19 protein-coding genes are annotated in these 25,282 nt (G+C 48.9%); 18 read left to right on the top strand and 1 reads right to left on the bottom strand.

Features of this window, described 5'->3' with window-relative positions; genetic code table 11:
• Positions 1 to 142 precede the first annotated feature (142 nt).
• From rpsL to glmS, 18 genes are all read left to right on the top strand, one after another.
• Positions 143 to 517, top strand: a complete 375-nt coding sequence (gene rpsL, locus ACQ31U_RS06395; protein ID WP_034616415.1) for a 30S ribosomal protein S12 — start codon at positions 143 to 145, stop codon at positions 515 to 517.
• A 113-nt stretch (positions 518 to 630) separates the two neighbouring features.
• Positions 631 to 1,101 carry a 30S ribosomal protein S7 gene (gene rpsG, locus ACQ31U_RS06400; RefSeq protein ID WP_431054226.1) on the top strand — a complete coding sequence of 157 codons (471 nt, stop codon included), beginning with the start codon at positions 631 to 633 and terminating at the stop codon, positions 1,099 to 1,101.
• Between the two features lie 94 nt (positions 1,102 to 1,195).
• Positions 1,196 to 3,301: an elongation factor G gene (fusA, locus tag ACQ31U_RS06405; protein ID WP_431054227.1), complete on the top strand. Its 2,106-nt coding sequence runs from the start codon at positions 1,196 to 1,198 to the stop codon at positions 3,299 to 3,301.
• 60 nt (positions 3,302 to 3,361) lie between these two features.
• Positions 3,362 to 4,546, top strand: coding sequence for an elongation factor Tu (tuf, locus tag ACQ31U_RS06410; RefSeq protein ID WP_431050653.1), 1,185 nt, complete (start codon positions 3,362 to 3,364; stop codon positions 4,544 to 4,546).
• 186 nt (positions 4,547 to 4,732) lie between these two features.
• A complete protein-coding gene (secE, locus tag ACQ31U_RS06415) occupies positions 4,733 to 5,143 on the top strand; it encodes a preprotein translocase subunit SecE (protein ID WP_431054228.1) in 411 nt (136 codons plus the stop codon).
• Between the two features lie 3 nt (positions 5,144 to 5,146).
• On the top strand, positions 5,147 to 5,701 hold the full coding sequence (gene nusG / locus ACQ31U_RS06420) for a transcription termination/antitermination protein NusG (protein WP_431054229.1): 555 nt from the start codon (positions 5,147 to 5,149) through the stop codon (positions 5,699 to 5,701).
• A gap of 141 nt (positions 5,702 to 5,842) precedes the next feature.
• Complete coding sequence (gene rplK, locus ACQ31U_RS06425; protein WP_034617235.1) at positions 5,843 to 6,271, top strand: 50S ribosomal protein L11; 429 nt, start codon at positions 5,843 to 5,845, stop codon at positions 6,269 to 6,271.
• A gap of 4 nt (positions 6,272 to 6,275) precedes the next feature.
• Positions 6,276 to 6,968, top strand: a complete 693-nt coding sequence (gene rplA / locus ACQ31U_RS06430) for a 50S ribosomal protein L1 (protein ID WP_431054230.1) — start codon at positions 6,276 to 6,278, stop codon at positions 6,966 to 6,968.
• A gap of 288 nt (positions 6,969 to 7,256) precedes the next feature.
• The gene (gene rplJ / locus ACQ31U_RS06435) at positions 7,257 to 7,748 is read left to right on the top strand and encodes a 50S ribosomal protein L10 (protein WP_431054231.1); all 492 of its coding nucleotides are present in this window, start codon (positions 7,257 to 7,259) and stop codon (positions 7,746 to 7,748) included.
• 48 nt (positions 7,749 to 7,796) lie between these two features.
• Positions 7,797 to 8,165 carry a 50S ribosomal protein L7/L12 gene (gene rplL / locus ACQ31U_RS06440; RefSeq protein WP_431054232.1) on the top strand — a complete coding sequence of 123 codons (369 nt, stop codon included), beginning with the start codon at positions 7,797 to 7,799 and terminating at the stop codon, positions 8,163 to 8,165.
• A 295-nt stretch (positions 8,166 to 8,460) separates the two neighbouring features.
• Positions 8,461 to 12,492 carry a DNA-directed RNA polymerase subunit beta gene (rpoB, locus tag ACQ31U_RS06445; RefSeq protein WP_431054233.1) on the top strand — a complete coding sequence of 1,344 codons (4,032 nt, stop codon included), beginning with the start codon at positions 8,461 to 8,463 and terminating at the stop codon, positions 12,490 to 12,492.
• A gap of 83 nt (positions 12,493 to 12,575) precedes the next feature.
• Complete coding sequence (rpoC, locus tag ACQ31U_RS06450; RefSeq protein WP_431054234.1) at positions 12,576 to 16,805, top strand: DNA-directed RNA polymerase subunit beta'; 4,230 nt, start codon at positions 12,576 to 12,578, stop codon at positions 16,803 to 16,805.
• Between the two features lie 116 nt (positions 16,806 to 16,921).
• Positions 16,922 to 17,716: an NAD(+) diphosphatase gene (nudC, locus tag ACQ31U_RS06455; protein WP_431054235.1), complete on the top strand. Its 795-nt coding sequence runs from the start codon at positions 16,922 to 16,924 to the stop codon at positions 17,714 to 17,716.
• A 21-nt stretch (positions 17,717 to 17,737) separates the two neighbouring features.
• The gene (hemE, locus tag ACQ31U_RS06460; RefSeq protein WP_431054236.1) at positions 17,738 to 18,811 is read left to right on the top strand and encodes a uroporphyrinogen decarboxylase; all 1,074 of its coding nucleotides are present in this window, start codon (positions 17,738 to 17,740) and stop codon (positions 18,809 to 18,811) included.
• A gap of 3 nt (positions 18,812 to 18,814) precedes the next feature.
• Positions 18,815 to 19,405: a YjaG family protein gene (locus tag ACQ31U_RS06465; protein WP_431054237.1), complete on the top strand. Its 591-nt coding sequence runs from the start codon at positions 18,815 to 18,817 to the stop codon at positions 19,403 to 19,405.
• A gap of 162 nt (positions 19,406 to 19,567) precedes the next feature.
• Positions 19,568 to 19,840, top strand: coding sequence for an HU family DNA-binding protein (locus tag ACQ31U_RS06470; RefSeq protein ID WP_084256904.1), 273 nt, complete (start codon positions 19,568 to 19,570; stop codon positions 19,838 to 19,840).
• A 191-nt stretch (positions 19,841 to 20,031) separates the two neighbouring features.
• The gene (locus ACQ31U_RS06475; protein WP_431054238.1) at positions 20,032 to 20,799 is read left to right on the top strand and encodes a DeoR/GlpR family DNA-binding transcription regulator; all 768 of its coding nucleotides are present in this window, start codon (positions 20,032 to 20,034) and stop codon (positions 20,797 to 20,799) included.
• Positions 20,800 to 20,864: 65 nt separating this feature from the next.
• A complete protein-coding gene (gene glmS, locus ACQ31U_RS06480) occupies positions 20,865 to 22,697 on the top strand; it encodes a glutamine--fructose-6-phosphate transaminase (isomerizing) (protein WP_431054239.1) in 1,833 nt (610 codons plus the stop codon).
• A gap of 87 nt (positions 22,698 to 22,784) precedes the next feature.
• Here glmS and torA read toward each other — a convergent pair whose 3' ends face one another.
• Positions 22,785 to 25,274, bottom strand: a complete 2,490-nt coding sequence (torA, locus tag ACQ31U_RS06485; RefSeq protein ID WP_431054240.1) for a trimethylamine-N-oxide reductase TorA — start codon at positions 25,272 to 25,274, stop codon at positions 22,785 to 22,787.
• Positions 25,275 to 25,282: the final 8 nt, after the last annotated feature.

Raw genomic sequence — 25,282 nt, forward strand, 5'->3', positions numbered from 1 at the left:
GTGCAGAAAATGATCAGCCGATCGTGCGCTAATCCTTGACTTTCTCCCCCCTAAGGTCTAAAATTCTGCGTCCATTCTATTATTGGGTGGAATTAACTTTTACATTCTTTATGAATAATATTAATAAACTGGAGCTTTTTTAATGGCAACTATCAACCAGCTAGTACGCAAACCGCGTGTTAAAAAGGTTGTAAAAAGCAACGTTCCTGCATTAGAGGCTTGCCCGCAGAAACGTGGCGTGTGTACCCGTGTGTACACAACTACACCTAAAAAACCGAACTCTGCATTACGTAAAGTATGCCGTATTCGTTTAACCAATGGTTACGAAGTAACCTCATACATCGGCGGCGAAGGGCACAACCTTCAAGAGCACAGCGTTGTGCTTATCCGCGGTGGTCGTGTTAAAGACTTACCGGGTGTGCGTTACCACACCGTTCGCGGCGCATTAGACTGCGCAGGCGTTAAAGATCGTAAACAAGCGCGTTCTAAATACGGCGTTAAGAGACCTAAAGCTTAATGGATCTCCGTTAAGTAAGGCCAAACGTTAATATTTAGCTTAAACAAACAATATAAACCATAACTCCAGTCAACGAGTTTTGGGTAACCTGAAGAAAAAAACGGAGAAATGCCATGCCACGTCGTCGTGTAATTGGTCAACGCAAGATCCTTCCAGATCCTAAATTCGGATCAGAACTACTTGCAAAATTCATCAATGTATTAATGGTAGACGGTAAAAAGTCTATCGCTGAAAAAATCGTTTACAATGCGCTGGATACATTAGCCGAGCGTACCGGTAAAGATCATTTGGAAGCCTTTGAAATCGCATTGGAAAACGTGCGTCCAACCGTAGAGGTTAAATCTCGTCGCGTTGGCGGTTCAACTTATCAAGTGCCGGTTGAAGTGCGCCCGGTACGTCGTAATGCCTTAGGTATGCGCTGGATCGTCGATGCAGCTCGCAAACGCGGTGATAAATCAATGGCATTACGTTTAGCCAACGAATTATCCGATGCGGCAGACAACAAAGGCGCAGCGGTTAAGAAACGTGAAGACGTTCACCGTATGGCCGAAGCTAACAAAGCGTTTGCTCACTTCCGTTGGTAATCCGACGTTATTGATCATACGGACAACAGGCTTGAGTTTTTCAAGCCTGTTACATACAAAATTCTTTTTCAACGCCTAACGAGAGGAAATAATCGTGGCTAGAACAACTCCAATTGAGCGTTATCGTAATATCGGTATCAGTGCTCATATCGATGCGGGTAAAACAACCACCAGCGAACGTATCCTGTTCTATACCGGTGTAAGTCACAAAATCGGTGAAGTACATGACGGTGCAGCAACCATGGACTGGATGGAGCAAGAACAAGAGCGTGGTATTACCATCACTTCCGCTGCAACAACAGCATTCTGGAGCGGAATGTCAAACCAATTCCCTCAACACCGTATTAATGTTATCGACACCCCGGGACACGTTGACTTCACTATCGAAGTAGAGCGTTCTATGCGTGTACTTGACGGTGCGGTAATGGTGTATTGCGCGGTAGGCGGCGTACAACCTCAGTCTGAAACAGTATGGCGCCAAGCAAACAAATATAAAGTTCCGCGTATCGCGTTCGTAAATAAAATGGACCGTACCGGTGCCAATTTCCTGCGTGTGGTTGAGCAAATCAAAGCACGTTTAGGCGGTAATGCCGTGCCTTTACAGCTGCCGGTAGGCGCTGAAGACAACTTCAAAGGCGTGATCGACTTAGTCAAAATGAAAGCGATCAACTGGAATGAAGCCGATCAAGGTATGACGTTCACTTACGAAGATATTCCGGCTGAATTGCTGGCAGAAGCCGAAGAATGGCAACAAAACCTAATCGAAGCTGCGGCGGAAGCCTCTGAAGAGTTGATGGAAAAATATTTGGGCGGCGAAGAGCTGACCGAAGAAGAAATCAAAAGCGGTCTGCGTCAACGTGCGCTGAACAATGAAATCATCTTGGTAACTTGTGGTTCTGCGTTCAAAAACAAAGGTGTGCAAGCGATGTTAGATGCGGTAATCGAATATTTACCGGCGCCGACAGACGTTCCTGCGATCAAAGGTATCAACTTAGATGACACCGAAGGTGAGCGCCACCCGTCTGATGACGAGCCGTTCTCTGCTTTGGCATTTAAAATTGCAACTGACCCGTTCGTGGGTAACCTGACCTTCTTCCGTGTGTATTCCGGTGTAATCAACTCCGGCGATACCGTAATCAACTCCGTGAAACAAAAACGTGAGCGTTTCGGTCGTATCGTACAGATGCACGCGAACAAACGTGAAGAGATCAAAGAAGTTCGCGCGGGCGATATCGCTGCGGCTATCGGTTTGAAGGATGTGGGTACCGGTGATTCTTTATGTGACCAAAATGCGCCGATTATTCTTGAGCGTATGGAATTCCCAGAGCCGGTAATCTCTGTTGCGGTTGAACCGAAAACCAAAGCTGACCAAGAAAAAATGGGTATCGCTTTAGGTCGTTTGGCACAAGAAGATCCGTCATTCCGTGTTCACACTGATGAAGAGTCGGGTGAAACCATCATCTCCGGTATGGGTGAATTACACTTGGATATCTTGGTTGACCGTATGCGTCGTGAATTTAAAGTCGAAGCAAACATCGGCAAACCACAAGTATCTTACCGTGAAACAATTCGCGAGACCGTTAAAGATGTTGAAGGTAAACACGCGAAACAATCCGGTGGTCGTGGTCAATACGGTCACGTGGTGATTGACCTGTATCCATTGGAGCCGGAAGGTCCTGGTTATGAGTTCGTGAATGAAATCAAAGGCGGTGTAATCCCTGGCGAATATATCCCTGCGGTTGATAAAGGTATTCAAGAACAATTGAAATCCGGTCCGTTGGCAGGTTATCCTGTCGTTGATCTGGGTGTCCGTTTACACTTCGGTTCTTATCATGATGTTGACTCCTCTGAGTTGGCGTTTAAATTGGCTGCCTCTTTGGCGTTCAAGTCCGGTTATATGAAAGCAAAACCGGTATTGCTTGAGCCAATCATGAAAGTTGAAGTTGAAACACCACCGGATTATGTGGGTGATGTAATCGGTGACTTGAGCCGTCGTCGTGCGTTAGTGAACGGTCAAGAAAGTAATGAATTTGTTGTCAAAATCAATGCTGAAGTTCCACTTTCAGAGATGTTTGGTTATGCAACAGACCTTCGTTCGCAAACCCAAGGTCGTGCGTCTTACTCAATGGAACCATTGAAGTATGCCGAAGCACCGACCAGCGTGGCAAATGCTGTAATTGAAGCACGCAAAGCGAAGTAATATTGTTAAACAAATCTACAAGCCGTAAGGCTTGTAGAATTCAGATAAGGAAACTTAATCGTGTCTAAAGAAAAATTTGAACGTACAAAACCGCACGTTAACGTGGGAACAATCGGCCACGTTGACCATGGTAAAACAACTTTAACCGCTGCAATCACAACCGTATTGGCAAAAACCTACGGCGGTGCCGCGCGTGCATTCGATCAAATCGATAACGCGCCGGAAGAAAAAGCACGTGGTATCACCATCAACACCTCACACGTTGAATACGACACCCCTACCCGCCACTATGCGCACGTTGACTGCCCGGGACACGCTGACTATGTGAAAAACATGATCACCGGTGCGGCGCAAATGGACGGCGCGATCTTGGTTGTTGCGGCAACTGACGGTCCAATGCCACAAACTCGTGAACACATCCTGTTGGGTCGCCAAGTAGGCGTGCCTTACATCATCGTATTCTTAAACAAATGCGACATGGTTGATGACGAAGAGTTGTTGGAACTGGTTGAAATGGAAGTGCGTGAGCTTCTGTCTCAATACGATTTCCCGGGCGACGATACCCCAATCGTACGCGGTTCTGCGCTGAAAGCGTTGGAAGGCGACGCTGAGTGGGAAGCGAAAATCATCGAATTGGCAGAGCACTTGGATACTTACATCCCTGAGCCGGAGCGTGCGATCGACCAACCGTTCTTGTTACCAATCGAAGACGTGTTCTCCATTTCCGGCCGTGGTACGGTAGTTACCGGTCGTGTTGAGCGCGGTATCGTACGTACCGGTGACGAAGTTGAAATCGTCGGTATCAAAGACACCACCAAAACCACCGTTACCGGTGTTGAAATGTTCCGTAAACTGTTAGACGAAGGTCGTGCGGGTGAGAACATCGGTGCGTTGTTGCGTGGTACCAAACGTGAAGAAATCGAACGTGGCCAAGTCTTGGCGAAACCGGGTTCAATCACTCCGCACACTGACTTCGAATCAGAAGTGTACGTATTGTCTAAAGATGAAGGCGGTCGTCATACTCCGTTCTTCAAAGGCTACCGTCCGCAATTCTATTTCCGTACCACAGACGTAACCGGTACAATCGAGTTACCGGAAGGCGTGGAAATGGTTATGCCTGGCGACAACATCAAAATGGTTGTCAGCCTGATTCACCCGATTGCGATGGACCAAGGCTTACGCTTTGCGATTCGCGAAGGTGGTCGTACCGTTGGTGCGGGCGTTGTGGCGAAAATCATCAAATAATTGATGTTTGCAAGCACAAACGAGCAAAAAGGCACTTTCGAGTGCCTTTTTTCGATCTGTCCACGCGCAATAAGCCAAGAAATTATCGCTTTTGCCGATAATCCAACTACCCAATCCACAAAGAAAATGCTACAATCGCTCGTTCAAAATTATACCGTTATTCACTGAGTCGGATAGATAAAAAGCATGAGTTTAGAAAATATTAAAAAACAACAACTTATTGAAAGTCATGAGGGCAAAAGTAAAGCAACTAACAATCTGCTTTGGATTTTGGCTGTCTTGTTGATTATTGTTGCAGCTGTCGGCAACACCTACTTTGCCGATCAATTTGCGTTGGCAATTCGTGTTGTGGCGATGGTGATTTTAATGGCGGCAGCACTAGGATTGGCGGCAATCACCAACCAAGGTAAAAAAGCAGTTGCTTATTTCAAAGAGTCCCGCGGCGAATTAAGAAAAATCGTATGGCCTAAACGGTCTGAAGCCACCCAAACAACGTTAATCGTATTTGGCGTAACAGTGGTTGCCTCATTAGTGTTGTGGGGATTTGACTCCCTTATTATTGCCGTGATTTCGTTTTTAACCAACTTGAGATTTTAATTTATGAGTGAGAATACTGCACCTAAAAAACGTTGGTATGTGCTACAGGCTTTTTCCGGCTTTGAAGGTCGTGTCGCGAAAACGTTAATCGAATATATCAAACAGCATAAGATGGAAGATCAATTCGGCGAAGTGTTAGTGCCGACCGAAGAAGTGGTTGAAAATGTTGCCGGTAAACGTCGTAAAAGCGAACGTAAATTCTTCCCGGGCTATGTGTTAGTCCAGATGGAAATGAACGACGAAACCTGGCATTTAGTACGCAGCGTGCCGCGTGTAATGGGCTTTATCGGCGGTACACCGGATAAACCGGCGCCGATTTCAAATCGTGAAGCGGATACGATCCTGAACCGCTTGCAACAAGATGGTGACAAACCGAAACCGAAAACACTATTCCAACCGGGCGAAGAAGTGCGTGTTACCGAAGGGCCGTTTATGGACTTCAACGGTACGGTGGAAGAAGTGGATTACGACAAGAGCCGCTTAAAAGTTTCGGTATCGATTTTCGGACGTGCTACCCCGGTCGAGTTGGAATTCCGTCAAGTGGAAAAAGCGGTTTAATTCAGCCAAACGTATTCAGAATTTCTCAAGTATTTTAGTTTTAAAATGCTTGAAAAGTAGGCGGTGTTTGATTAGAATACCGCACTTTATTAAACAGGGAAGCAAGGAAACTTGCGTTATACCCACCAAGAGGAAACTAAAATGGCAAAGAAAGTACAAGCCTACGTTAAGCTGCAAGTTGCGGCTGGTATGGCAAACCCAAGCCCACCGGTTGGTCCTGCGTTAGGTCAGCAAGGTGTGAACATCATGGAATTCTGTAAAGCGTTCAACGCGCGTACAGACAGCTTAGAAAAAGGCTTACCGATTCCTGTGGTTATTACGGTTTATGCAGACCGCTCTTTCACCTTTATCACCAAAACGCCACCGGCAGCAGTATTGCTGAAAAAAGCCGCTGGCGTTAAGTCTGGTTCAGGTAAACCAAACAAAGAGAAAGTAGGTAAAGTGACTCGTCAACAAATCCAAGAAATCGCTGAAACAAAAGCAGCAGACATGACCGGTGCGAGTATCGAAACCAAAATGAAATCTATTGAAGGTACCGCTCGTTCAATGGGCTTGGTAGTGGAGGACTAATCAGATGGCTAAACTTACCAAACGCATGAAAGCGATCCAAGAGAAAGTCGATTCAACTAAAGCATACGAAATCAACGAAGCGGTTGCATTGTTAAAAGAATTGGCAACGGCAAAATTCGTTGAAAGCGTTGATGTTGCCGTAAACTTAGGTATCGAAGCACGTAAATCCGATCAAAACGTGCGTGGCGCAACCGTGTTACCACACGGTACCGGCCGTGAAGTGCGCGTTGCCGTATTCACTCAAGGTGCAAATGCAGACGCGGCGAAAGAAGCCGGTGCAGATTTAGTCGGTATGGACGACTTGGCCGAATTAGTCAAGAAAGGCGAAATGAACTTCGACGTGGTTATTGCTTCTCCGGATGCAATGCGTGTTGTGGGTCAATTAGGTCAAATCCTAGGTCCGCGCGGTTTAATGCCAAACCCGAAAGTGGGCACGGTGACCCCTAACGTGGCGGAAGCGGTTAAAAATGCCAAATCCGGTCAGGTTCGTTACCGTAATGACAAAAATGGTATTATCCATACCACTATCGGTAAAGTCAGTTTTGAAACTGCACAAATCAAAGAAAACTTGGAAGCCTTATTGGCGGCATTAGTCAAAGCGAAACCAGCCTCGTCTAAAGGCGTGTTTATCAAGAAAGTGAGCTTGTCCACCACGATGGGCGCAGGCGTGACTATCGATCAAACCAGCTTGAACTAATAAAAACTTTACAGGGGAACGGATTATATATATAATCCTCCCCTTATTTTCCGTTTGTATTTTAGACGGAAACTTCTGGTTGGTGCTTGACCTTATTCAAGCCCCATCCAAGACCGCAGGGGAAGTTGCTGTGGGGGGAACTCAGGTAATTTCTTAATTATCCTGCGTAGATGGTGAACAGAATGATGGAAATTTTCTGCTTCTGCGCACCGAAGAACGTCCTGATGTGCTTGCATATCGGGGAATTTAAATCCGGGAAACCGGAGTGTATTCAGGAGCTATAAGCCAATGGCATTAAATCTTCAAGACAAACAAGCAATTGTTGCTGAAGTAAACGAAGCAGCCAAAGGTGCCCTATCGGCAGTGATCGCGGATTCTCGCGGTGTAACTGTAGATAAAATGACTGAATTGCGTAAAACCGCGCGTGAAGCCGGTGTTAATATGCGTGTTGTGCGTAATACTTTATTACGTCGCGCGGTAGAAGGCACTGACTACGAGTGTTTAAAAGACGTGATGACCGGTCCGACACTTATCGCTTTTTCTAATGAACATCCGGGTGCAGCTGCACGTTTGTTCAAAGATTTCGCAAAAGCGAACGATAAGTTTGAAATCAAAGGTGCTGCTTTCGAAGGTAAAATCCAAGATGTTGAATTCTTAGCAACATTGCCGACTTACGACGAAGCAATCGCACGTTTGATGGGTACTATGAAAGAAGCTGCAGCAGGCAAACTTGCTCGCACTCTTGCGGCGTTACGCGACAAATTACAAGAAGCCGCTTAATTGCGTTTCTTACCTCGTTTAATTTATTTACTTTAGGAATTGATTGTTATGTCATTAACTAACGAACAAATCATTGAAGCGATTGCTTCTAAAACTGTAACTGAAATCGTAGAATTAATTTCTGCAATGGAAGAAAAATTCGGTGTTTCTGCAGCAGCAGCGGCTGTAGCGGTAGCAGCAGGTCCGGCAGAAGCGGCAGAAGAGAAAACTGAATTCGACGTTATCTTAACTGCGGCCGGTGCTAACAAAGTTGCTGTTATCAAAGCAGTGCGTGGTGCAACCGGTTTAGGCTTGAAAGAAGCGAAAGACTTAGTTGAATCTGCACCGGCTGCTCTGAAAGAAGGCATTTCTAAAGCTGAAGCTGAAGAACTGAAAAAAGCATTAGAAGAAGCAGGCGCTTCTGTTGAACTTAAATAATTAATTTTATTTAGTTTATAGCCTGTTTAAAGGCGAATGGCTAGTGGTTTAGACTGCTAGCCATTTTGTGCCTTTAAAAAATAGAAGTAAATATGCCGTTTTTTTATTTCTATAACTGCTTGATAAAATAGTGATTATTGATTTTATCGAGCCTGCACCAGAAGTTTTGCCGTTAATCCGGCAAAAAAGTGAAAGTGCGGTACCAACAAACGGTATCGATAGCATTGCCACCTTGTTAATTTGATCGCAAGTGTGCGCGAATTTTGGGTCACCGATCAGCGAGCAGAGGAACCCTATGGTTTACTCCTATACCGAGAAAAAACGTATTCGTAAAAACTTTGGCAAACGCCAACAAGTTTTAAATGTACCTTATTTATTAACAATCCAAATCGATTCTTTCGATAAATTTATTCAGCAAGATCCGGAAGGCCAGCAAGGTCTGGAAGCTGCGTTTCGTTCCGTGTTTCCGATTGTCAGCAATAACGGTAGCACCGAGTTGCAGTATGTGAGCTATAAGTTAGGTGAACCAGTATTTGATGTGCGTGAATGTCAAATCCGTGGGACAACTTATTCTGCGCCGTTAAGAGTGAAACTGCGTTTAGTCAGCTACGATCGCGACGCTGCGCCGGGTACGGTAAAAGACATCAAAGAAAATGATGTCTATATGGGTGAGATCCCATTGATGACCGATAACGGGACTTTTGTGATCAATGGTACTGAGCGTGTTATCGTATCGCAATTACACCGTAGTCCGGGCGTATTCTTCGACAGCGACAAAGGCAAAACCCACTCTTCCGGTAAAGTGCTGTATAACGCACGCATTATCCCTTACCGTGGTTCGTGGTTGGATTTTGAATTTGATCCGAAAGATAACCTGTTTGCGCGTATCGACCGCCGCCGTAAATTGCCGGCGACCATTATTCTGCGCGCGTTGAACTACACCACCGAAGAAATTTTGGCACTGTTCTTTGAGAAAGTGAATTTCTCAATTGAAGACAACAAACTGATGATGGAACTCGTGCCGGAGCGTTTGCGTGGTGAAACCGCCAGTTTTGACATCGAAGCCAACGGCACGGTCTATGTCGAACGCGGCCGTCGTATCACCGCGCGTCATATCCGCCAATTAGAAAAAGACAATATCTCTCAAGTGGTTGTTCCGACCGAATACATTGTCGGCAAAATCGTTGCAAAAGATTATATCGATCTTGAGAGTGGCGAAGTGATTTGCAGTGCCAACAGTGAAATCAGCTTGGAAATGCTGGCGAAGTTGAGCCAAGCCGGTTACAAAACCATCGAAGTGCTGTTCACTAACGACTTAGATCACGGTCCGTATATTTCTGAAACCTTGCGTGTCGATCCGTCTTATGATCGTTTGAGTGCGTTGGTTGAAATCTACCGCATGATGCGCCCGGGCGAACCACCGACCAAAGAAGCGGCGGAATCGTTATTTGATAATCTGTTCTTTTCCAGTGACCGCTATGATTTGTCTGCGGTCGGTCGTATGAAGTTCAACCGCTCTTTGAATATTCCCGAAGGGGAAGGCAGCGGTATCCTGAGCAATGACGACATTGTGATGGTGATGAAAAAACTGATTGAGATCCGTAACGGTCGCGGTGAAGTCGATGATATCGACCACTTGGGCAACCGTCGTATCCGTTCGGTCGGTGAAATGGCAGAAAACCAATTCCGTATCGGTTTGGTGCGTGTGGAAAGAGCGGTCAGAGAGCGTTTGTCATTGGGCGACTTGGACGGTGTAACGCCGCAAGACCTGATTAACGCCAAGCCGATTTCCGCCGCGGTGAAGGAGTTCTTCGGCTCTTCCCAGTTGTCGCAATTTATGGATCAGAACAACCCATTGTCGGAAGTGACCCACAAACGCCGTATTTCTGCGTTAGGGCCGGGCGGCTTGACCCGTGAGCGTGCCGGCTTTGAGGTGCGTGACGTTCACGCCACTCACTATGGCCGTGTTTGTCCGATTGAAACCCCTGAAGGTCCGAACATCGGTTTGATCAACTCATTATCGGTGTATGCACGGACTAACGACTACGGCTTCTTGGAAACCCCGTACCGTAAAGTGGTCAACGGGCAAGTGACGGAAGAGATCGAATATTTGTCAGCGATTGAAGAAGGCAAATATGTGATTGCTCAGGCGAACTCCAACTTAGATGAAAATTCACGCTTTACCGACACCTTTGTGACCTGTCGTGGGGAACACGGTGAGTCCGGTTTATATAAAGCCGATGAAATTCACTATATGGATATCTCCACCCAACAAGTGGTGTCTGTCGCAGCGGCATTGATTCCGTTCTTGGAACACGACGATGCTAACCGTGCCTTGATGGGGGCGAACATGCAACGGCAAGCCGTGCCGACTTTGCGTGCCGATAAACCGTTAGTCGGAACCGGTATCGAGAAAGCGGTGGCGGTGGACTCTGGGGTAACCGTGGTTGCCAAACGCGGGGGTTATGTGCAATACATTGACGCGTCACGCATTGTGATTAAAGTCAATGAAGACGAAACCGTGCCGGGCGAAGCCGGGATTGATATTTATAACCTGACCAAATACACCCGTTCTAACCAAAACACCTGTATCAACCAAGTGCCTTGTATTGCTCTGGGCGAGCCGATTGAGCGCGGTGAAGTGTTGGCGGACGGCCCATCAACCGATTTAGGGGAGTTGGCGTTAGGTCAAAATATGCGCGTGGCGTTTATGCCATGGAACGGTTATAACTTCGAAGATTCGATGTTAGTCTCCGAGCGCGTGGTGCAAGAAGATCGTTTCACCACCATTCACATTCAAGAATTGACTGCGGTTGCGCGTGATACCAAGTTAGGTGCGGAAGAAATTACCGCCGATATTCCTAACGTCGGTGAAGCGGCACTGAGCAAACTGGACGAATCTGGCATTGTGTATATCGGTGCGGAAGTGAAAGGCGGCGACATTCTGGTGGGTAAAGTCACCCCGAAAGGTGAAACCCAATTAACGCCGGAAGAAAAATTGTTGCGTGCGATCTTCGGCGAGAAAGCGTCTGATGTGAAAGATTCTTCTTTGCGTGTGCCGAACAGCGTTTCCGGTACGGTGATCGACGTGCAAGTCTTCACCCGTGATGGCGTGGAAAAAGACAAACGCGCGCTTGAAATCGAAGAAATGCAGTTGAAACAAGCCAAGAAAGACTTGGTGGAAGAGCTGGAAATCTTGGAAGCCGGTCTGTTCACCCGTGTGCGTAATCTGTTGTTAAATAACGGTTTCGATGAGAAGCAGTTGGATAAACAAACGCGGACCCAATGGTTAGCGCAATCGCTGGCGGACGAAAACCAACAGAACCAATTGGAACAGTTGGCAGAACAGCACGAAGAGTTGCGCAAAGAATTTGAACGCAAACTGGAAATCAAGCGCAATAAAATCATTCAAGGCGACGATTTGGCACCGGGCGTGCTGAAAATCGTGAAAGTCTATTTGGCGGTGAAACGTCAAATCCAGCCGGGTGATAAAATGGCGGGTCGTCACGGTAACAAAGGGGTTATCTCGAAAATTAACCCGGTTGAAGATATGCCGTATGATGAAAACGGACAGCCGGTTGATATCGTGTTGAACCCGTTGGGCGTACCGTCGCGGATGAACATCGGTCAGATTTTGGAAACCCACTTAGGGTTAGCGGCGAAAGGAATCGGCGACAAGATCAATGCGATGATCAAACAACAGCAGTCGGTTGCCAAATTGCGTGACTATATCCAACGCGCCTATGACTTGGGCGACGCGTCACAACAAGTGGATTTAGCCACTTTCAGCGATGACGAAGTGATTCGCTTGGCGCAAAACCTGCGCAAAGGTATGCCGTTGGCGACACCGGTATTTGACGGTGCGCACGAAAGCGAAATCAAAGGCTTGTTGCAATTGGCGGATCTGCCGACCTCCGGTCAGATCACCTTGTTTGATGGCCGTACCGGTGAGAAATTCGAACGTCCGGTTACTGTCGGCTATATGTATATGCTGAAATTGAACCACTTAGTTGACGACAAAATGCACGCCCGTTCAACCGGTTCGTACAGCTTGGTTACCCAGCAACCGTTGGGTGGTAAAGCCCAGTTCGGGGGACAACGTTTCGGGGAGATGGAAGTATGGGCACTTGAGGCTTACGGTGCCGCTTATACCCTGCAAGAAATGCTGACCGTGAAATCCGATGATGTGAACGGTCGTACCAAAATGTATAAAAACATTGTGGACGGCGCGCACCAAATGGAACCGGGTATGCCGGAATCCTTCAATGTCTTGCTGAAAGAGATCCGCTCTTTGGGTATCAACATTGACTTGGACGAAAACCAATAAGCGATAGCCGTAACGCTAGAAAGTATGCTCAAGTGCGGTCAGACCGCACTTGAATTAAGTTTAACTCCGACAGGAGCAAATCTGTGAAAGACTTAGTTAAGTTTTTGAAAGCACAAACAAAATCATCAGAAGATTTTGATGTGATTAAAATTGGGCTGGCTTCTCCCGACATGATCCGTTCATGGTCGTTCGGTGAGGTGAAAAAGCCGGAAACCATTAACTACCGTACGTTTAAACCGGAACGTGACGGTTTATTCTGCGCACGCATTTTCGGACCGGTCAAAGACTACGAATGCTTGTGCGGCAAATACAAACGCTTAAAACATCGCGGTGTGATCTGTGAAAAGTGCGGTGTGGAAGTGACGCAAACCAAAGTACGCCGTGAGCGTATGGGGCACATCGAGTTAGCCTCGCCGGTGGCACACATCTGGTTCTTAAAATCGCTGCCGTCCCGTATCGGTTTATTGTTAGATATGCCGTTGCGTGATATCGAGCGCGTGCTGTATTTCGAAAGCTATATCGTAACCGAACCGGGCATGACCGATTTGGAACGCGGTCAATTATTGACCGAAGAACAGTTTATGGACGCGGAAGACCGTTGGGCGGACGAATTCGAAGCCAAAATGGGGGCGGAAGCGATCCAACATTTATTGCAACAAATGAATTTGGCGCACGAGTGCGAAACCCTGCGTGAAGAGTTGCAAGAAACCAGTTCCGAAACCAAACGTAAAAAAATCACCAAACGGTTGAAACTGTTGGAAGCCTTTATCCAATCCGGCAACAATCCGGAGTGGATGGTGCTGACCGTATTGCCGGTATTACCGCCGGATCTGCGTCCGTTAGTGCCGTTGGACGGCGGGCGTTTTGCCACTTCCGACTTGAACGATTTGTATCGCCGCGTGATCAACCGTAACAACCGTTTAAAACGCCTGTTGGATTTGGTTGCGCCGGATATTATCGTGCGCAACGAAAAACGAATGCTGCAAGAATCTGTTGACGCATTGTTAGATAACGGTCGCCGCGGTCGTGCGATCACCGGTTCAAACAAACGTGCGCTGAAATCCCTTGCCGACATGATTAAAGGCAAACAAGGGCGTTTCCGTCAAAACCTGTTGGGTAAACGTGTGGATTACTCCGGCCGTTCGGTGATTACCGTCGGTCCATACCTGCACTTGCACCAATGCGGTCTGCCGAAAAAAATGGCGTTGGAACTGTTCCGTCCGTTTATCTATGCCAAATTAGAAAGCCAAGGTTATGCCTCGACGATTAAAGCGGCGAAGAAAATGGTTGAGCGTGAAGACGCGATTGTTTGGGACATCTTAGCCGATGTTATCCGCGAACACCCGATCTTATTGAACCGTGCGCCGACCTTGCACCGTTTGGGGATTCAAGCGTTCGAACCGTTGTTGATCGAAGGTAAAGCGATCCAGTTACACCCGTTGGTGTGTGCAGCGTTTAACGCCGACTTCGACGGAGACCAAATGGCGGTACACGTGCCATTAACGTTGGAAGCGCAATTGGAAGCGCGCGCGTTGATGATGTCCACCAACAATATCTTATCACCTGCGAACGGTGAGCCGATCATTGTTCCGTCGCAAGACGTGGTGTTGGGGCTGTACTACATGACCCGCGAAAAAGTGAATGCCAAAGGCGAAGGCATGTACCTGCAAAATCCATTGGAAGCAGAGAAAGCCTATCGCACCGGGCAAGCGGAGCTGCACGCGCGGGTTAAAGTGCGGATCACCGAATATGTGAAATCGTCCAGTAATGAGTTTGAAGCGGTCACGACGCTGACGGACACCACTATCGGACGTGCGATCCTGTGGATGATTGCGCCGAAAGGCATGCCGTTTGAGCTGTTCAACCAAACATTGGGCAAGAAAGCGATTTCGCGTTTAATCAACGCCTGTTACCGTTTGTTGGGCATGAAATCCAGCGTGATCTTTGCCGACCAAATCATGTACACCGGTTTTGCCTATGCGGCACGTTCGGGAGCGTCGGTCGGTATTGACGATATGGTGATCCCGGAACAGAAAAATGAGATCATCTCTGCGGCGGAAAGCGAAGTTGAAGAGATTCAAGAGCAGTTCCAATCAGGTTTGGTTACCGCCGGCGAGCGTTACAATAAAGTAATCGATATTTGGGCGGCGGCGAATGAGCGTGTTGCCAAGGCGATGATGGAAAACTTGTCGACCGAAGAAGTGGTGAACCGTGACGGCGAATTGGAAAAACAAGCCTCCTTCAACAGTATCTTTATGATGGCGGATTCTGGGGCGCGGGGTTCTGCGGCGCAGATTCGTCAGCTTGCCGGTATGCGTGGTTTGATGGCGCGTCCGGACGGTTCGATTATCGAAACGCCGATTACCGCAAACTTCCGCGAAGGTTTGAACGTATTACAGTACTTTATTTCTACCCACGGGGCGCGTAAAGGTTTGGCGGATACCGCACTTAAAACCGCGAACTCCGGTTACTTGACCCGTCGTTTGGTTGACGTGGCGCAAGACTTGGTGATCGTCGAAGACGATTGCGGCACGGAAGAAGGTATCGTCATGACCCCGTTAATCGAGGGTGGTGATGTGAAAGAAGCCTTGCGTGATCGCGTATTGGGACGCGTGGTGGCGGAAGATGTCTTAATTCCGGGTACGGACGAAGTTTTAATCGCGCGTAACACCTTGATTGACGAGAAACTGTGTGATGTGATCGACGCGAACTCGGTTGACAGCATTAAAGTGCGGTCAGTGGTAACCTGTAGCACCGATTTCGGCGTGTGTGCCAAATGTTACGGACGTGACTTGGCGCGCGGACACATCATCAATAACGGTGAAGCCGTCGGGGTTATTGCGGCGCAATCTATCGGTGAACCGGGTACACAGTTAACCATGCGTACGTTCCACATCGGGGGGGCGGCATCCAGAGCGGCATCCGAATCCAGCATTCAGATCAAAAACAACGGTAGCATTCGTTTAGCCAATGCGAAATTCGTGACCAACAAAGACGGCAAATTGGTGATTACCTCGCGTAATACCGAATTGACGGTGATCGATGCGTTTGGTCGTACCAAAGAGAACTATAAAGTGCCTTACGGTGCGATCTTAAGCAAAAACGACGGTAACGACGTGAATGCCGGTGAAATCATCGCCAACTGGGATCCGCATACCATGCCGGTTATCTCAGAGGTAGAGGGGAAAGTGGAATTCGTTGATATTATCGACGGTATCACCGTAACCCGCCAAACCGATGAATTGACAGGCTTGTCTTCCGTGGTGGTGCAAGATGTAGGTGAACGTGCGACCGCAGGTAAAGATTTGCGTCCGGCGTTGCGTATCGTTGACGCCAAAGGTAATCCGGTATTAATCGCGGGTACAGACGTGCCGGCACAATACTTCTTGCCGGGTAAGGCGATTGTAACTTTGGACGACAATGCGGAAATCAGTATCGGTGAACCGTTGGCGCGTATTCCGCAAGAATCCGCCGGAACGAAAGATATCACCGGTGGTTTGCCGCGCGTTGCCGACTTGTTCGAAGCGCGTAAACCGAAAGAGCCTGCGATTATGGCGGAAATTTCCGGTATCGTGTCGTTCGGTAAAGAGACCAAAGGCAAACGCCGCTTGTTGATTACCCCGAGCGAAGGGGAAGTATACGAAGAAATGATCCCGAAATGGCGTCAGCTGAACGTATTCGAGGGCGAATTGGTTTCCCGTGGCGATATCATCTCCGAAGGGGCGGAAACACCGCACGACATTCTGCGTCTGCGTGGTATCCATGCGGTAACCGATTATATCGTCAACGAAGTGCAGGAAGTTTACCGTTTACAAGGGGTAAAAATTAACGATAAGCACATCGAAGTCATCGTGCGTCAAATGTTGCGTAAAGGGATTATCACCCAAGCGCATGACTCCGAATTCCTCGAAGGGGAGCAGGTCGAAGTGGCGCGCGTGAAAATCGTTAACCGTCAGCGTGCGGCCGAAGGCAAACCGCCGGTGGAATTCGAACGCGAATTGCTGGGTATCACCAAAGCGTCATTGGCAACCGAATCCTTCATTTCAGCGGCGTCGTTCCAAGAAACGACCCGCGTCTTGACCGAAGCGGCGGTCGCCGGTAAACGCGACGAGTTGCGCGGTCTGAAAGAGAACGTGATCGTCGGTCGTCTGATTCCGGCGGGTACGGGTTATATGTATCACCAAAACCGTCATAACGGCAAAGGTGCCGCTAAAGCCGCAAATGTACCGTTGGAGGAGATCGACAGCAAATTCGATGCCGACGAAGCAACGGCAAACCTAGCCGAAATGCTGAACATGGCTGAATTTGAATAATCGCGTGATTATCCGATGAACAAGACCCGAAGTGCCGAACCGCACTTTGGGTTTTTTTATGCGTTACGGCTAATAATGCTTTATAATGACATCAATTTTTATCAGGCGGAGCGATCATGCAACAGCTACAATCCCATGATTTCGGTTATTGGTTACTCACTAAAGGCAGCCGCATTTATTTACAACAAGGCGAATTGCCGCACGGCACGGCGCAAACGCTTGCTTTAACCGAACAACGGGGCATGGTGATCGGCGAATATCGTGATCTGCCGTTGTGGTTGGTGCAGGAGTTTGACGATACCCGCGACTATTTTTCTCTGCGCGATCAATTGGTATTGCCGGAACGAATTTTTAATTTGCTCAATCGCGGCGTAGCGCTCAATTATTTTTGGAAAACCCACCGTTTTTGCGGCGTGTGCGGCGGCAAAACCGTGGCGCTGACTCCGCAGGAATGGGCGGTGGAGTGTACCCTTTGCCAGCACCGCACTTACCCGATGATCGCACCGTCGATTATCGTGGCGGTGCGCAACGGCGACTCGATTCTACTGGCGAACCATGTGCGCCACCGTGAAGAAAAAATTTACACCACTCTTGCCGGTTTTGTGGAAGTAGGCGAAACCTTAGAACAGACCGTCGAACGTGAAGTGTTTGAAGAGAGCGGTTTGAAAATTAAAAATCTACGTTATATCGGCAGCCAACCGTGGTCATTCCCTAATTCATTAATGCTCGGCTTTTTGGCGGATTATGCCGGCGGCGAGATTTGCATTCAGCCGGAAGAACTGAATGACGCACGTTGGTTTCGCTATAATGCCGAGTTACCGCACTTGCCGCCGGTGGGCACGATTGCGCGTAAACTGATTGAACTGACCCAACGGATTTGTGCTGCTGAAGCGCAGCAAAAGAATAACTAAGAACAACAATAAGGAAAACCCATGACTGAATTAAAAAATGATCGTTATTTGCGTGCGTTATTGCGCCAACCGGTCGATATGACTCCGATTTGGATGATGCGCCAGGCAGGACGCTATTTACCGGAATATAAAGCCACCCGTGCGCAGGCCGGGGACTTTATGGCGCTGTGTCGCAATCAGGAGCTCGCCTGTGAAGTGACGTTACAACCGTTGCGCCGTTATGAGTTGGACGCGGCGATTCTGTTTTCCGATATTCTCACGATTCCCGACGCGATGGGCTTAGGTTTGAGCTTTGGCGCAGGCGAAGGCCCGAAATTTGCCAACCCAATTGAAAACCAACGCGATGTTACCAATCTGCCGATTCCCGATCCGGAGCAGGAGTTGCAATATGTGATGAACGCGGTGCGCACCATTCATACCGCACTTGACGGCAGCGTGCCGCTGATCGGCTTTTCCGGCAGCCCATGGACCTTGGCAACCTATATGGTCGAAGGCGGCAGCAGCAAAGCCTTCACCAAAATCAAAAAAATGCTGTATGCCGAACCGCACTTGCTACATCAATTATTAGATAAATTGGCGGACAGCGTGATTTTATATCTTAATGCCCAAATTAAAGCCGGCGCGCAAGCGGTAATGCTGTTTGACACCTGGGGCGGCGTGTTGGCGCACCGCGATTACCGTGATTTCTCGTTGCAATATATGCACAAAATCGTGGACGGCTTAATCCGCGAGTACCGTGGGCGTCGTGTGCCGATCACCTTGTTCACCAAAGGCGGCGGGTTGTGGCTGGAAGCGATGGCGGAAACCGGCTGTGACGCGCTCGGTTTGGATTGGACGGTAGATTTGGCGCAGGCGCGCGCACGGGTCGGACATAAAGTCGCATTGCAGGGCAATATGGATCCGAGCGTGCTATATGCCGATAAAACGCGGATCGAACAGGAAGTGCGGCAGATTTTGAGTGACTTCGGGCAAGGCAGCGGACACGTTTTCAATCTGGGACACGGCATTCATCAAGACGTACCGCAGCAAAGTCCGGCTTATCTGGTCGATGCAGTACACCGTTTCTCACAACCTTTCCATGCTACGGAGAAATAACCCATGCGCAATCCAATCCAAAAACGCTTAGAGCATTTCGAAACCTGGCAGCATTTGGCTTTTATGCTGTGCCTGTGCGAGCGCATGTATCCTAATTTTCAACTGTTCTGCCACATGCAAGGCAAAGGGCAGGACAGCAAGGTGTATCACAATATCCTCAATTTGGTGTGGGAATACCTGACGGTGAAAGGGGCGAAAATCAATTTCGAATCGCAATTGGAGAAATTGGAGGCGATTATCCCCGATGTGAATCAATATGATTTTTACGGTGTGTTCCCGGCGGCGGACGCCTGCGAAGGTTTATCGCACACCCTGCACGCCATTATTTCCGGCTCGAGCTTGGAGCAGGCGATTTTGGTCAGCAAACTCTCGTTGCAAACCGTTGCGGCGTTGTTGGAAACCGAGCAGGACCGCACTTTGAACGAGCAGGCATTGAAGCAAGCGGACGACATTCAACAGGAGTTGGACGTGCAGTGGCTGATTTACCGCACCCTGAATGAAGCGGAAGAACGCGATGTCGAACTGTTGTTAAGCCTGAAAAACGAATTGAGGGAAGAGGGAATTAGCAATATCGGCATAAAAATTGAACAATAAGTGTGATTTTTCACAAATTTTAGTGATTTATGGCTTTCAATCTCAAGCAACTTAGATTAATCTTACCATACTGTTTTTAGACAGCTATTGCACCAAGAATATCCAGATATTCAATCCATACAAAAGCTTAACTTAAACACCAATAACAAGGGGTACTATCTTATGAATAAAGCAGAATTAATTGATGCAATTGCATCTGCTGCAGAGTTAAACAAGAAACAAGCTAAAGCGGCTTTAGAAGCGACTTTAACAGCGATTACTGACAGCTTGAAGGCTGGCGATCCGGTTCAATTAATCGGCTTCGGTACTTTCAAAGTAAACCAACGCCAAGCCCGTACCGGCCGTAATCCGCAAACCGGACAGGAAATCCAAATTGCAGCGGCTAAAGTGCCTGCGTTTGTTTCCGGTAAAGCACTGAAAGATGCTATCAAATAATCACCGATAGTCCCGAATTGAAGAACCTCTGTAAGTTTACAGGGTTTTTTTTATGTCTGAATTTTAACCCGCCTCTTTTCCTTACTTATTGCTCCAATTGATGGCTTGATGGGCGAAATAAGGTTGCACTCGCGTATTTATCCCTATATAATTCCGAACCGAAACTTAATGTAACCGTTTGGAAAGATATTGTGTCAAAGCGAAATAGCACGCAACGCCGTCACTTGATTATGCAACTGTTGCAGCAGCAGGGCGAGGTGTCGGTCGAGCGGCTGGTGCAGCATTTTAATACTTCGGAAGTGACGATTCGTAAGGATCTGACCGCACTTGAAGGCAGCGGCTTGCTGTTGCGTCGTTATGGCGGGGCGGTATTAATGCCGAGTGAGATTTTATCGGATGAACACGATGAGCCGTTTTCCCAAGCCAAGCTGGCAATTGCCCAAGCCGCCGCCGATCGCATTCGTGACCATAACCGGATTATCATTGATTCCGGCAGCACCACCGCGGCGTTAATCAAACAGCTGAATCCGAAACAGGGTTTGGTGGTGATGACCAATTCGTTGGCGGTTGCCAATCAACTGACTGAACTGGAAAACGAGCCGACCTTGTTGATGACCGGCGGCACTTGGGATATCCGCTCCGAATCGTTTCAGGGGCAGGTTGCCGAGCAGGTATTGCGTTCTTATGATTTTGACCAACTGTTTATCGGTGCGGACGGCATTGATTTAACGCGCGGCACGACCACCTTTAACGAATTGGTCGGTTTGAGCCGGGTGATGGCGGAGACCGCACGTGAAGTGGTGGTGATGGTCGAGTCGCAAAAAATCGGCCGCAAAATGCCGAATTTGGAGTTAAGTTGGGAGCAAATTGATGTGTTGGTGACTGATAATGGCATAAGTGCCGAGATCATCAAACAAATCGAACGGCAGAATGTGGACGTCGTGCTGGTAAACGGATAGCGGCTGATTAATTGCGGCAAACTGATTTTTTATTATTTTTTTATGACTAAATAGAGGAAAAAACGATGTGTGGAATCGTCGGGGCAGTTGCCCAACGTGATGTGGCGGAAATTTTAATCGAGGGTTTACACCGCTTGGAATACCGCGGTTATGATTCTGCCGGGGTCGCGGTGGTGGATGAGCGGCATAATTTACAACGTGTGCGCTGCTTAGGCAAAGTGAAAGCGTTGGACGACGCCGTGGCAAAACAGCCGTTAATCGGCGGCACAGGCATTGCGCACACCCGTTGGGCGACCCATGGCGAACCGTCGGAAGCCAATGCGCACCCGCACGTCTCGGGCGATATTACCGTGGTGCATAACGGCATTATCGAAAACCACGAAGAGCTGCGTGAAATCTTACAAGCGCGCGGTTATGCCTTCACTTCGCAAACCGATACCGAAGTGATCGCGCATTTGGTGGCGTGGGAAAACCGCACTTCGGCCAGTTTGTTGGAAGCGGTGCAAAAAAGCGTGCAACAGCTGACCGGGGCTTATGGCATGGTGGTGTTGCACCGTGAACAGCCGGAACACCTGATTGCGGCACGCTCCGGCAGTCCGTTGGTGATCGGCTTGGGCTTGGGCGAAAATTTCTTAGCCTCCGACCAACTGGCGTTGTTAAGCGTCACCCGCCGTTTTATCTTCTTGGAAGAGGGCGATATTGCCGAAATCAGCCGTCGCAAGATTGATATTTATAGCCGTGACGGTGAAAAAGTCGAACGTCAGGTACACGAATCCAATCTGGAAAATGACGCGGCGGAAAAAGGCAAATATCGCCACTTTATGCAGAAAGAGATCTTCGAGCAACCGAGCGCGATTGTGAACACCTTGGAAGGGCGGATAGCCAATGACAGCGTGATTATCGAAAGTATCGGCAACGGTGCGCGTGAAATTTTGGAAAAAGTGGAACACGTGCAAATCGTGGCGTGCGGTACGTCCTACAATTCCGGGATGGCGGCGCGTTATTGGTTCGAAGCGTTGGCAGGCGTGAGTTGCGATGTGGAAATCGCCTCCGAATTCCGCTACCGTAAATTCGTCACCCGTCCGAACAGCCTGTTATTAACGCTTTCCCAATCCGGCGAAACGGCGGATACCTTGGCGGCATTGCGCCTTGCCAAAGAAAAAGGCTATATGTCGGCGATGACGATTTGTAACGTATCAGGCTCATCTTTAGTGCGCGAATCCGACTTGGCGTTTATGACCCGTGCCGGGGTGGAAATCGGCGTGGCTTCGACCAAAGCCTTCACCACCCAATTAGCGACCATGTTGTTGTTGGTGCTGGCGATTGGTAAGTTAAACGGCAATATCCCTGCCGAAAAAGAGCGTGAAATCATCAAATCGCTACAGAGCCTGCCGGCAAAAATCGAACAAGCGTTAGCCTTTGACGGCGCGATTGAAAAATTGTCGGAAGACTTTGCCGAAAAACACCACACCCTGTTCTTAGGGCGTGGCGAATACTATCCGATTGCGATGGAAGCCGCGTTGAAACTGAAAGAAATTTCTTATATCCACGCCGAAGCCTATGCCGCCGGGGAGTTGAAACACGGTCCGTTAGCCTTAATTGACGCCGATATGCCGGTGGTGGTGGTTGCCCCGAACAATGAATTGCTGGAAAAACTGAAATCCAACATTGAAGAGGTGCGCGCGCGCGGCGGGCAGTTGTATGTGTTTGCCGATGAAAACGCCGGTTTCAGTTCGACTCCGGACATGAAAATCATCACCATGCCGCAAGTCGATGAAGTGGTGGCACCGATTTTCTACACCGTACCCATGCAGTTGCTGGCATATCACGTCGCCTTAATCAAAGGCACTGACGTAGATCAACCGCGCAACTTGGCGAAAGCGGTTACCGTAGAATAAGAAAACGCTTTTCCTTTCAACAATACCGCACTTTGCTTTTGGATAGGCAAAGTGCGGTTTTTTTGTTAATGGATCAAGGTCGCAATATTACGCGTTGCTGTATTTCGGTTCGCTGAATACGCTCACCGGCGGAAGGTCGGCGCTGTATTTTTCCACTTGCAAAATCGCGGTGTTCGGCGAGTTGCCTTGTGCCAATTTAGATGTGCCGATGTCCATGGTCAGCACATTCGGATTGCCGAATTTGCACAGCGGTTTTTCTGCCGTGCCTAAATCGGCAGGGTCGTACCACGCCCCTTCGTGCAAGGCAACCGTACCTTTGATCACGCCGTCCGTAATGACAGCGCCGGCAAGCACTTGTCCGCGTCGGTTAAACAAACGCACCACATCGCCGTCGGCAATGCCGCGCGCTTGTGCGTCGTCCGGGTGGATCAACAGCGGCTCGCGTCCGTTCACGGTGTATTTTTCGCGAAGTGCGGTTGAGAAACACAACTGACTGTGCAAGCGGTAGTATGGATGTGGCGTAACCAACGCCAACGGTGCTTCGGCAGTGGTGTTGCCGGCGTACTCTTCCGGCACGAGCCAGCTTGGGTGTCCTTTGCAGTCGTCGTAGCCCATTTTGGCAACGGTATCGGAATAAATTTCGATTTTGCCTGACGGCGTTCCGAGTGGATTAAGTAACGGATCGGCGCGGAATTCGGCATAACGCACCCATTGTTTGGCTTTATCGCCGATTTTGAAGGTGATTGGCTTATTCGCCTCCCAAAATTGTTCAAAGCGCGGCATGACGACGCGATTTTTGCGGGCGGCGTCATAAGCGGTTTGATAGAAGCCTTTCAGCCAATCCATTTCCGATTTGCCTTCGGTAAATTTCTCTTCCACGCCGGCTAGTTTGGCGAGGGCGGCGAAAATGTCGTAATCGCTTTTCGCTTCGAATTGCGGTTCGAGCGCTTGTTTCATCGGGAAGATATTCAACATCGAATAATCGCCGCTCATGGTCAGATCGTTACGCTCAAACGAGGTGGTCACCGGTAATACGATATCCGCCATGCGTGCGGTCGGCGTCCAATAGATTTCATTCACAATCACCGTATCCGGTTTTTGCCACGCTTTGATTAAGGTGTTGGTGTCTTGATGGTGGGTAAACGGATTGCCGCCCGCCCAATAAATCAGCTTGAGATCGGGATAGGTGATTTCAGTGCCGTTATATTGAATGACCTTGCCCGGATTGAGCAGGGCGTCGGAAATGCGCGCCAGTGGAAAACTGAGTTTGCTGGTTTCGTCCAGCCAGGTTTGCCCGCCGCTTTCGCCTGAAGTATTGGCGGAAATCGCGCCTAAAATCGCGCCGGTTGCGGTTGGCACGCCGCCGTTGGCATAGTGATAGCTCAAGCCGAAGCCACCGCCCGGCAAGCCGATTTGCCCCAACATGGAAGCTAAGGTGACTAATGTCCAGTGCGTTTGTTCGCCGTGGCGTTGGCGTTGCATGCCCCAGCCGCCCATTAACATGGTGCGCTTGCCGGCAAAATCTAACGCCAGTTGTTTAATTGTCTCGGCGGGTACGCCACAAATTTGGCTTGCCCAAGTTGCGTCTTTCACCACGCCGTCTTCCCCTTTACCGAGTACATAGGCTTCAAATTTATCATAACCGACGGTGTACTTTTTCAGGAAATCATTATCTTGTTTGTCCGCGCTAATCAAGCTGTGTGCCATTGCCAGCATTAACGGCACGTCGGTTGCCGTATTAATCGGAATCCATTCTGCGCCCAGATAGTCACAGGTTTCACTGCGTACCGGATCGATACAGATCACCCGTTTACCGCTTTCTTTCAGTTTTTTGAAATAATCCGTGCCTTGCTGATCGGTTGACGTCCAGGCATTACGCAGGGTCGTCATCGGGTTTGCCGACCATAAGACGACAATCTCGGAATGTTGCAGAATCACTTCCCAGCTGGTTTGCTGTTCATAGACTTCAATCGTGCCCAACACATGCGGCATAATCACTTGCGCCGCGCCGGTGGAGTAATCCCCCTTGGTGCCGACAAAACCGCCGGTCAGGTTCATATAACGGTGTAATAACGTGCGGCTGGCATGCAGGGCGCCGGAGCTATACCAACCGTAAGAACCGGCAAATACGCCGGACGGGCCTTGGGTATCGCGTACCTGTTTTAGCCCGTTATGGACTAATTCCAAGGCTTTTTCCCAGGAAACGCGCACCCATTCATCGTGCCCGCGCAAAGTGGTGTCGCTTTTGCCCGGATTTTCCAAATAGCCTTTGCGTACCATCGGGTATTTCACCCGCACATCGCTATGGACTTGTTCGGCGACCACGGTTTGCAATTCATTGGCGATGGTTGGCTCAATTGCCGGTCCGGATTTCACCACTTTGCCGTCTTCAACCACAATACCAATCGGACCCCAGTGCGCGGCGGACATCACCGTGCTGCTTTCTGCCGCCGCCGCTTTATTCGATAGCAATAGGTTGCCGCCGATACCGCCGCTTGCAGCAAGCCCGACCGAACCTAACGAGGTGTTTTTCAGAAATGAACGACGGCTGTTATTAATTTTTTTCGTATGACTCATGTTGCCTC

The sequence above is a fragment of the Testudinibacter sp. TW-1 genome, from assembly GCF_050613185.1.
GTDB lineage: Bacteria > Pseudomonadota > Gammaproteobacteria > Enterobacterales > Pasteurellaceae > Chelonobacter.

Excerpts from the sequence above, each read along its gene's own strand:
- glmS (WP_431054239.1), top strand. The coding sequence starts at position 20,865 with ATGTGTGGAATCGTCGGGGCAGTTGCCCAACGTGATGTGGCGGAAATT.
- ACQ31U_RS06470 (WP_084256904.1), top strand. The coding sequence starts at position 19,568 with ATGAATAAAGCAGAATTAATTGATGCAATTGCATCTGCTGCAGAGTTA.
- nusG (WP_431054229.1), top strand. The coding sequence starts at position 5,147 with ATGAGTGAGAATACTGCACCTAAAAAACGTTGGTATGTGCTACAGGCT.
- ACQ31U_RS06465 (WP_431054237.1), top strand. The coding sequence starts at position 18,815 with ATGCGCAATCCAATCCAAAAACGCTTAGAGCATTTCGAAACCTGGCAG.
- rpsG (WP_431054226.1), top strand. The coding sequence starts at position 631 with ATGCCACGTCGTCGTGTAATTGGTCAACGCAAGATCCTTCCAGATCCT.
- hemE (WP_431054236.1), top strand. The coding sequence starts at position 17,738 with ATGACTGAATTAAAAAATGATCGTTATTTGCGTGCGTTATTGCGCCAA.
- rpoB (WP_431054233.1), top strand. The coding sequence starts at position 8,461 with ATGGTTTACTCCTATACCGAGAAAAAACGTATTCGTAAAAACTTTGGC.
- rplA (WP_431054230.1), top strand. The coding sequence starts at position 6,276 with ATGGCTAAACTTACCAAACGCATGAAAGCGATCCAAGAGAAAGTCGAT.
- rplL (WP_431054232.1), top strand. The coding sequence starts at position 7,797 with ATGTCATTAACTAACGAACAAATCATTGAAGCGATTGCTTCTAAAACT.
- rplJ (WP_431054231.1), top strand. The coding sequence starts at position 7,257 with ATGGCATTAAATCTTCAAGACAAACAAGCAATTGTTGCTGAAGTAAAC.
- rpsL (WP_034616415.1), top strand. The coding sequence starts at position 143 with ATGGCAACTATCAACCAGCTAGTACGCAAACCGCGTGTTAAAAAGGTT.
- rplK (WP_034617235.1), top strand. The coding sequence starts at position 5,843 with ATGGCAAAGAAAGTACAAGCCTACGTTAAGCTGCAAGTTGCGGCTGGT.
- nudC (WP_431054235.1), top strand. The coding sequence starts at position 16,922 with ATGCAACAGCTACAATCCCATGATTTCGGTTATTGGTTACTCACTAAA.
- secE (WP_431054228.1), top strand. The coding sequence starts at position 4,733 with ATGAGTTTAGAAAATATTAAAAAACAACAACTTATTGAAAGTCATGAG.
- torA (WP_431054240.1), bottom strand. The coding sequence starts at position 25,274 with ATGAGTCATACGAAAAAAATTAATAACAGCCGTCGTTCATTTCTGAAA.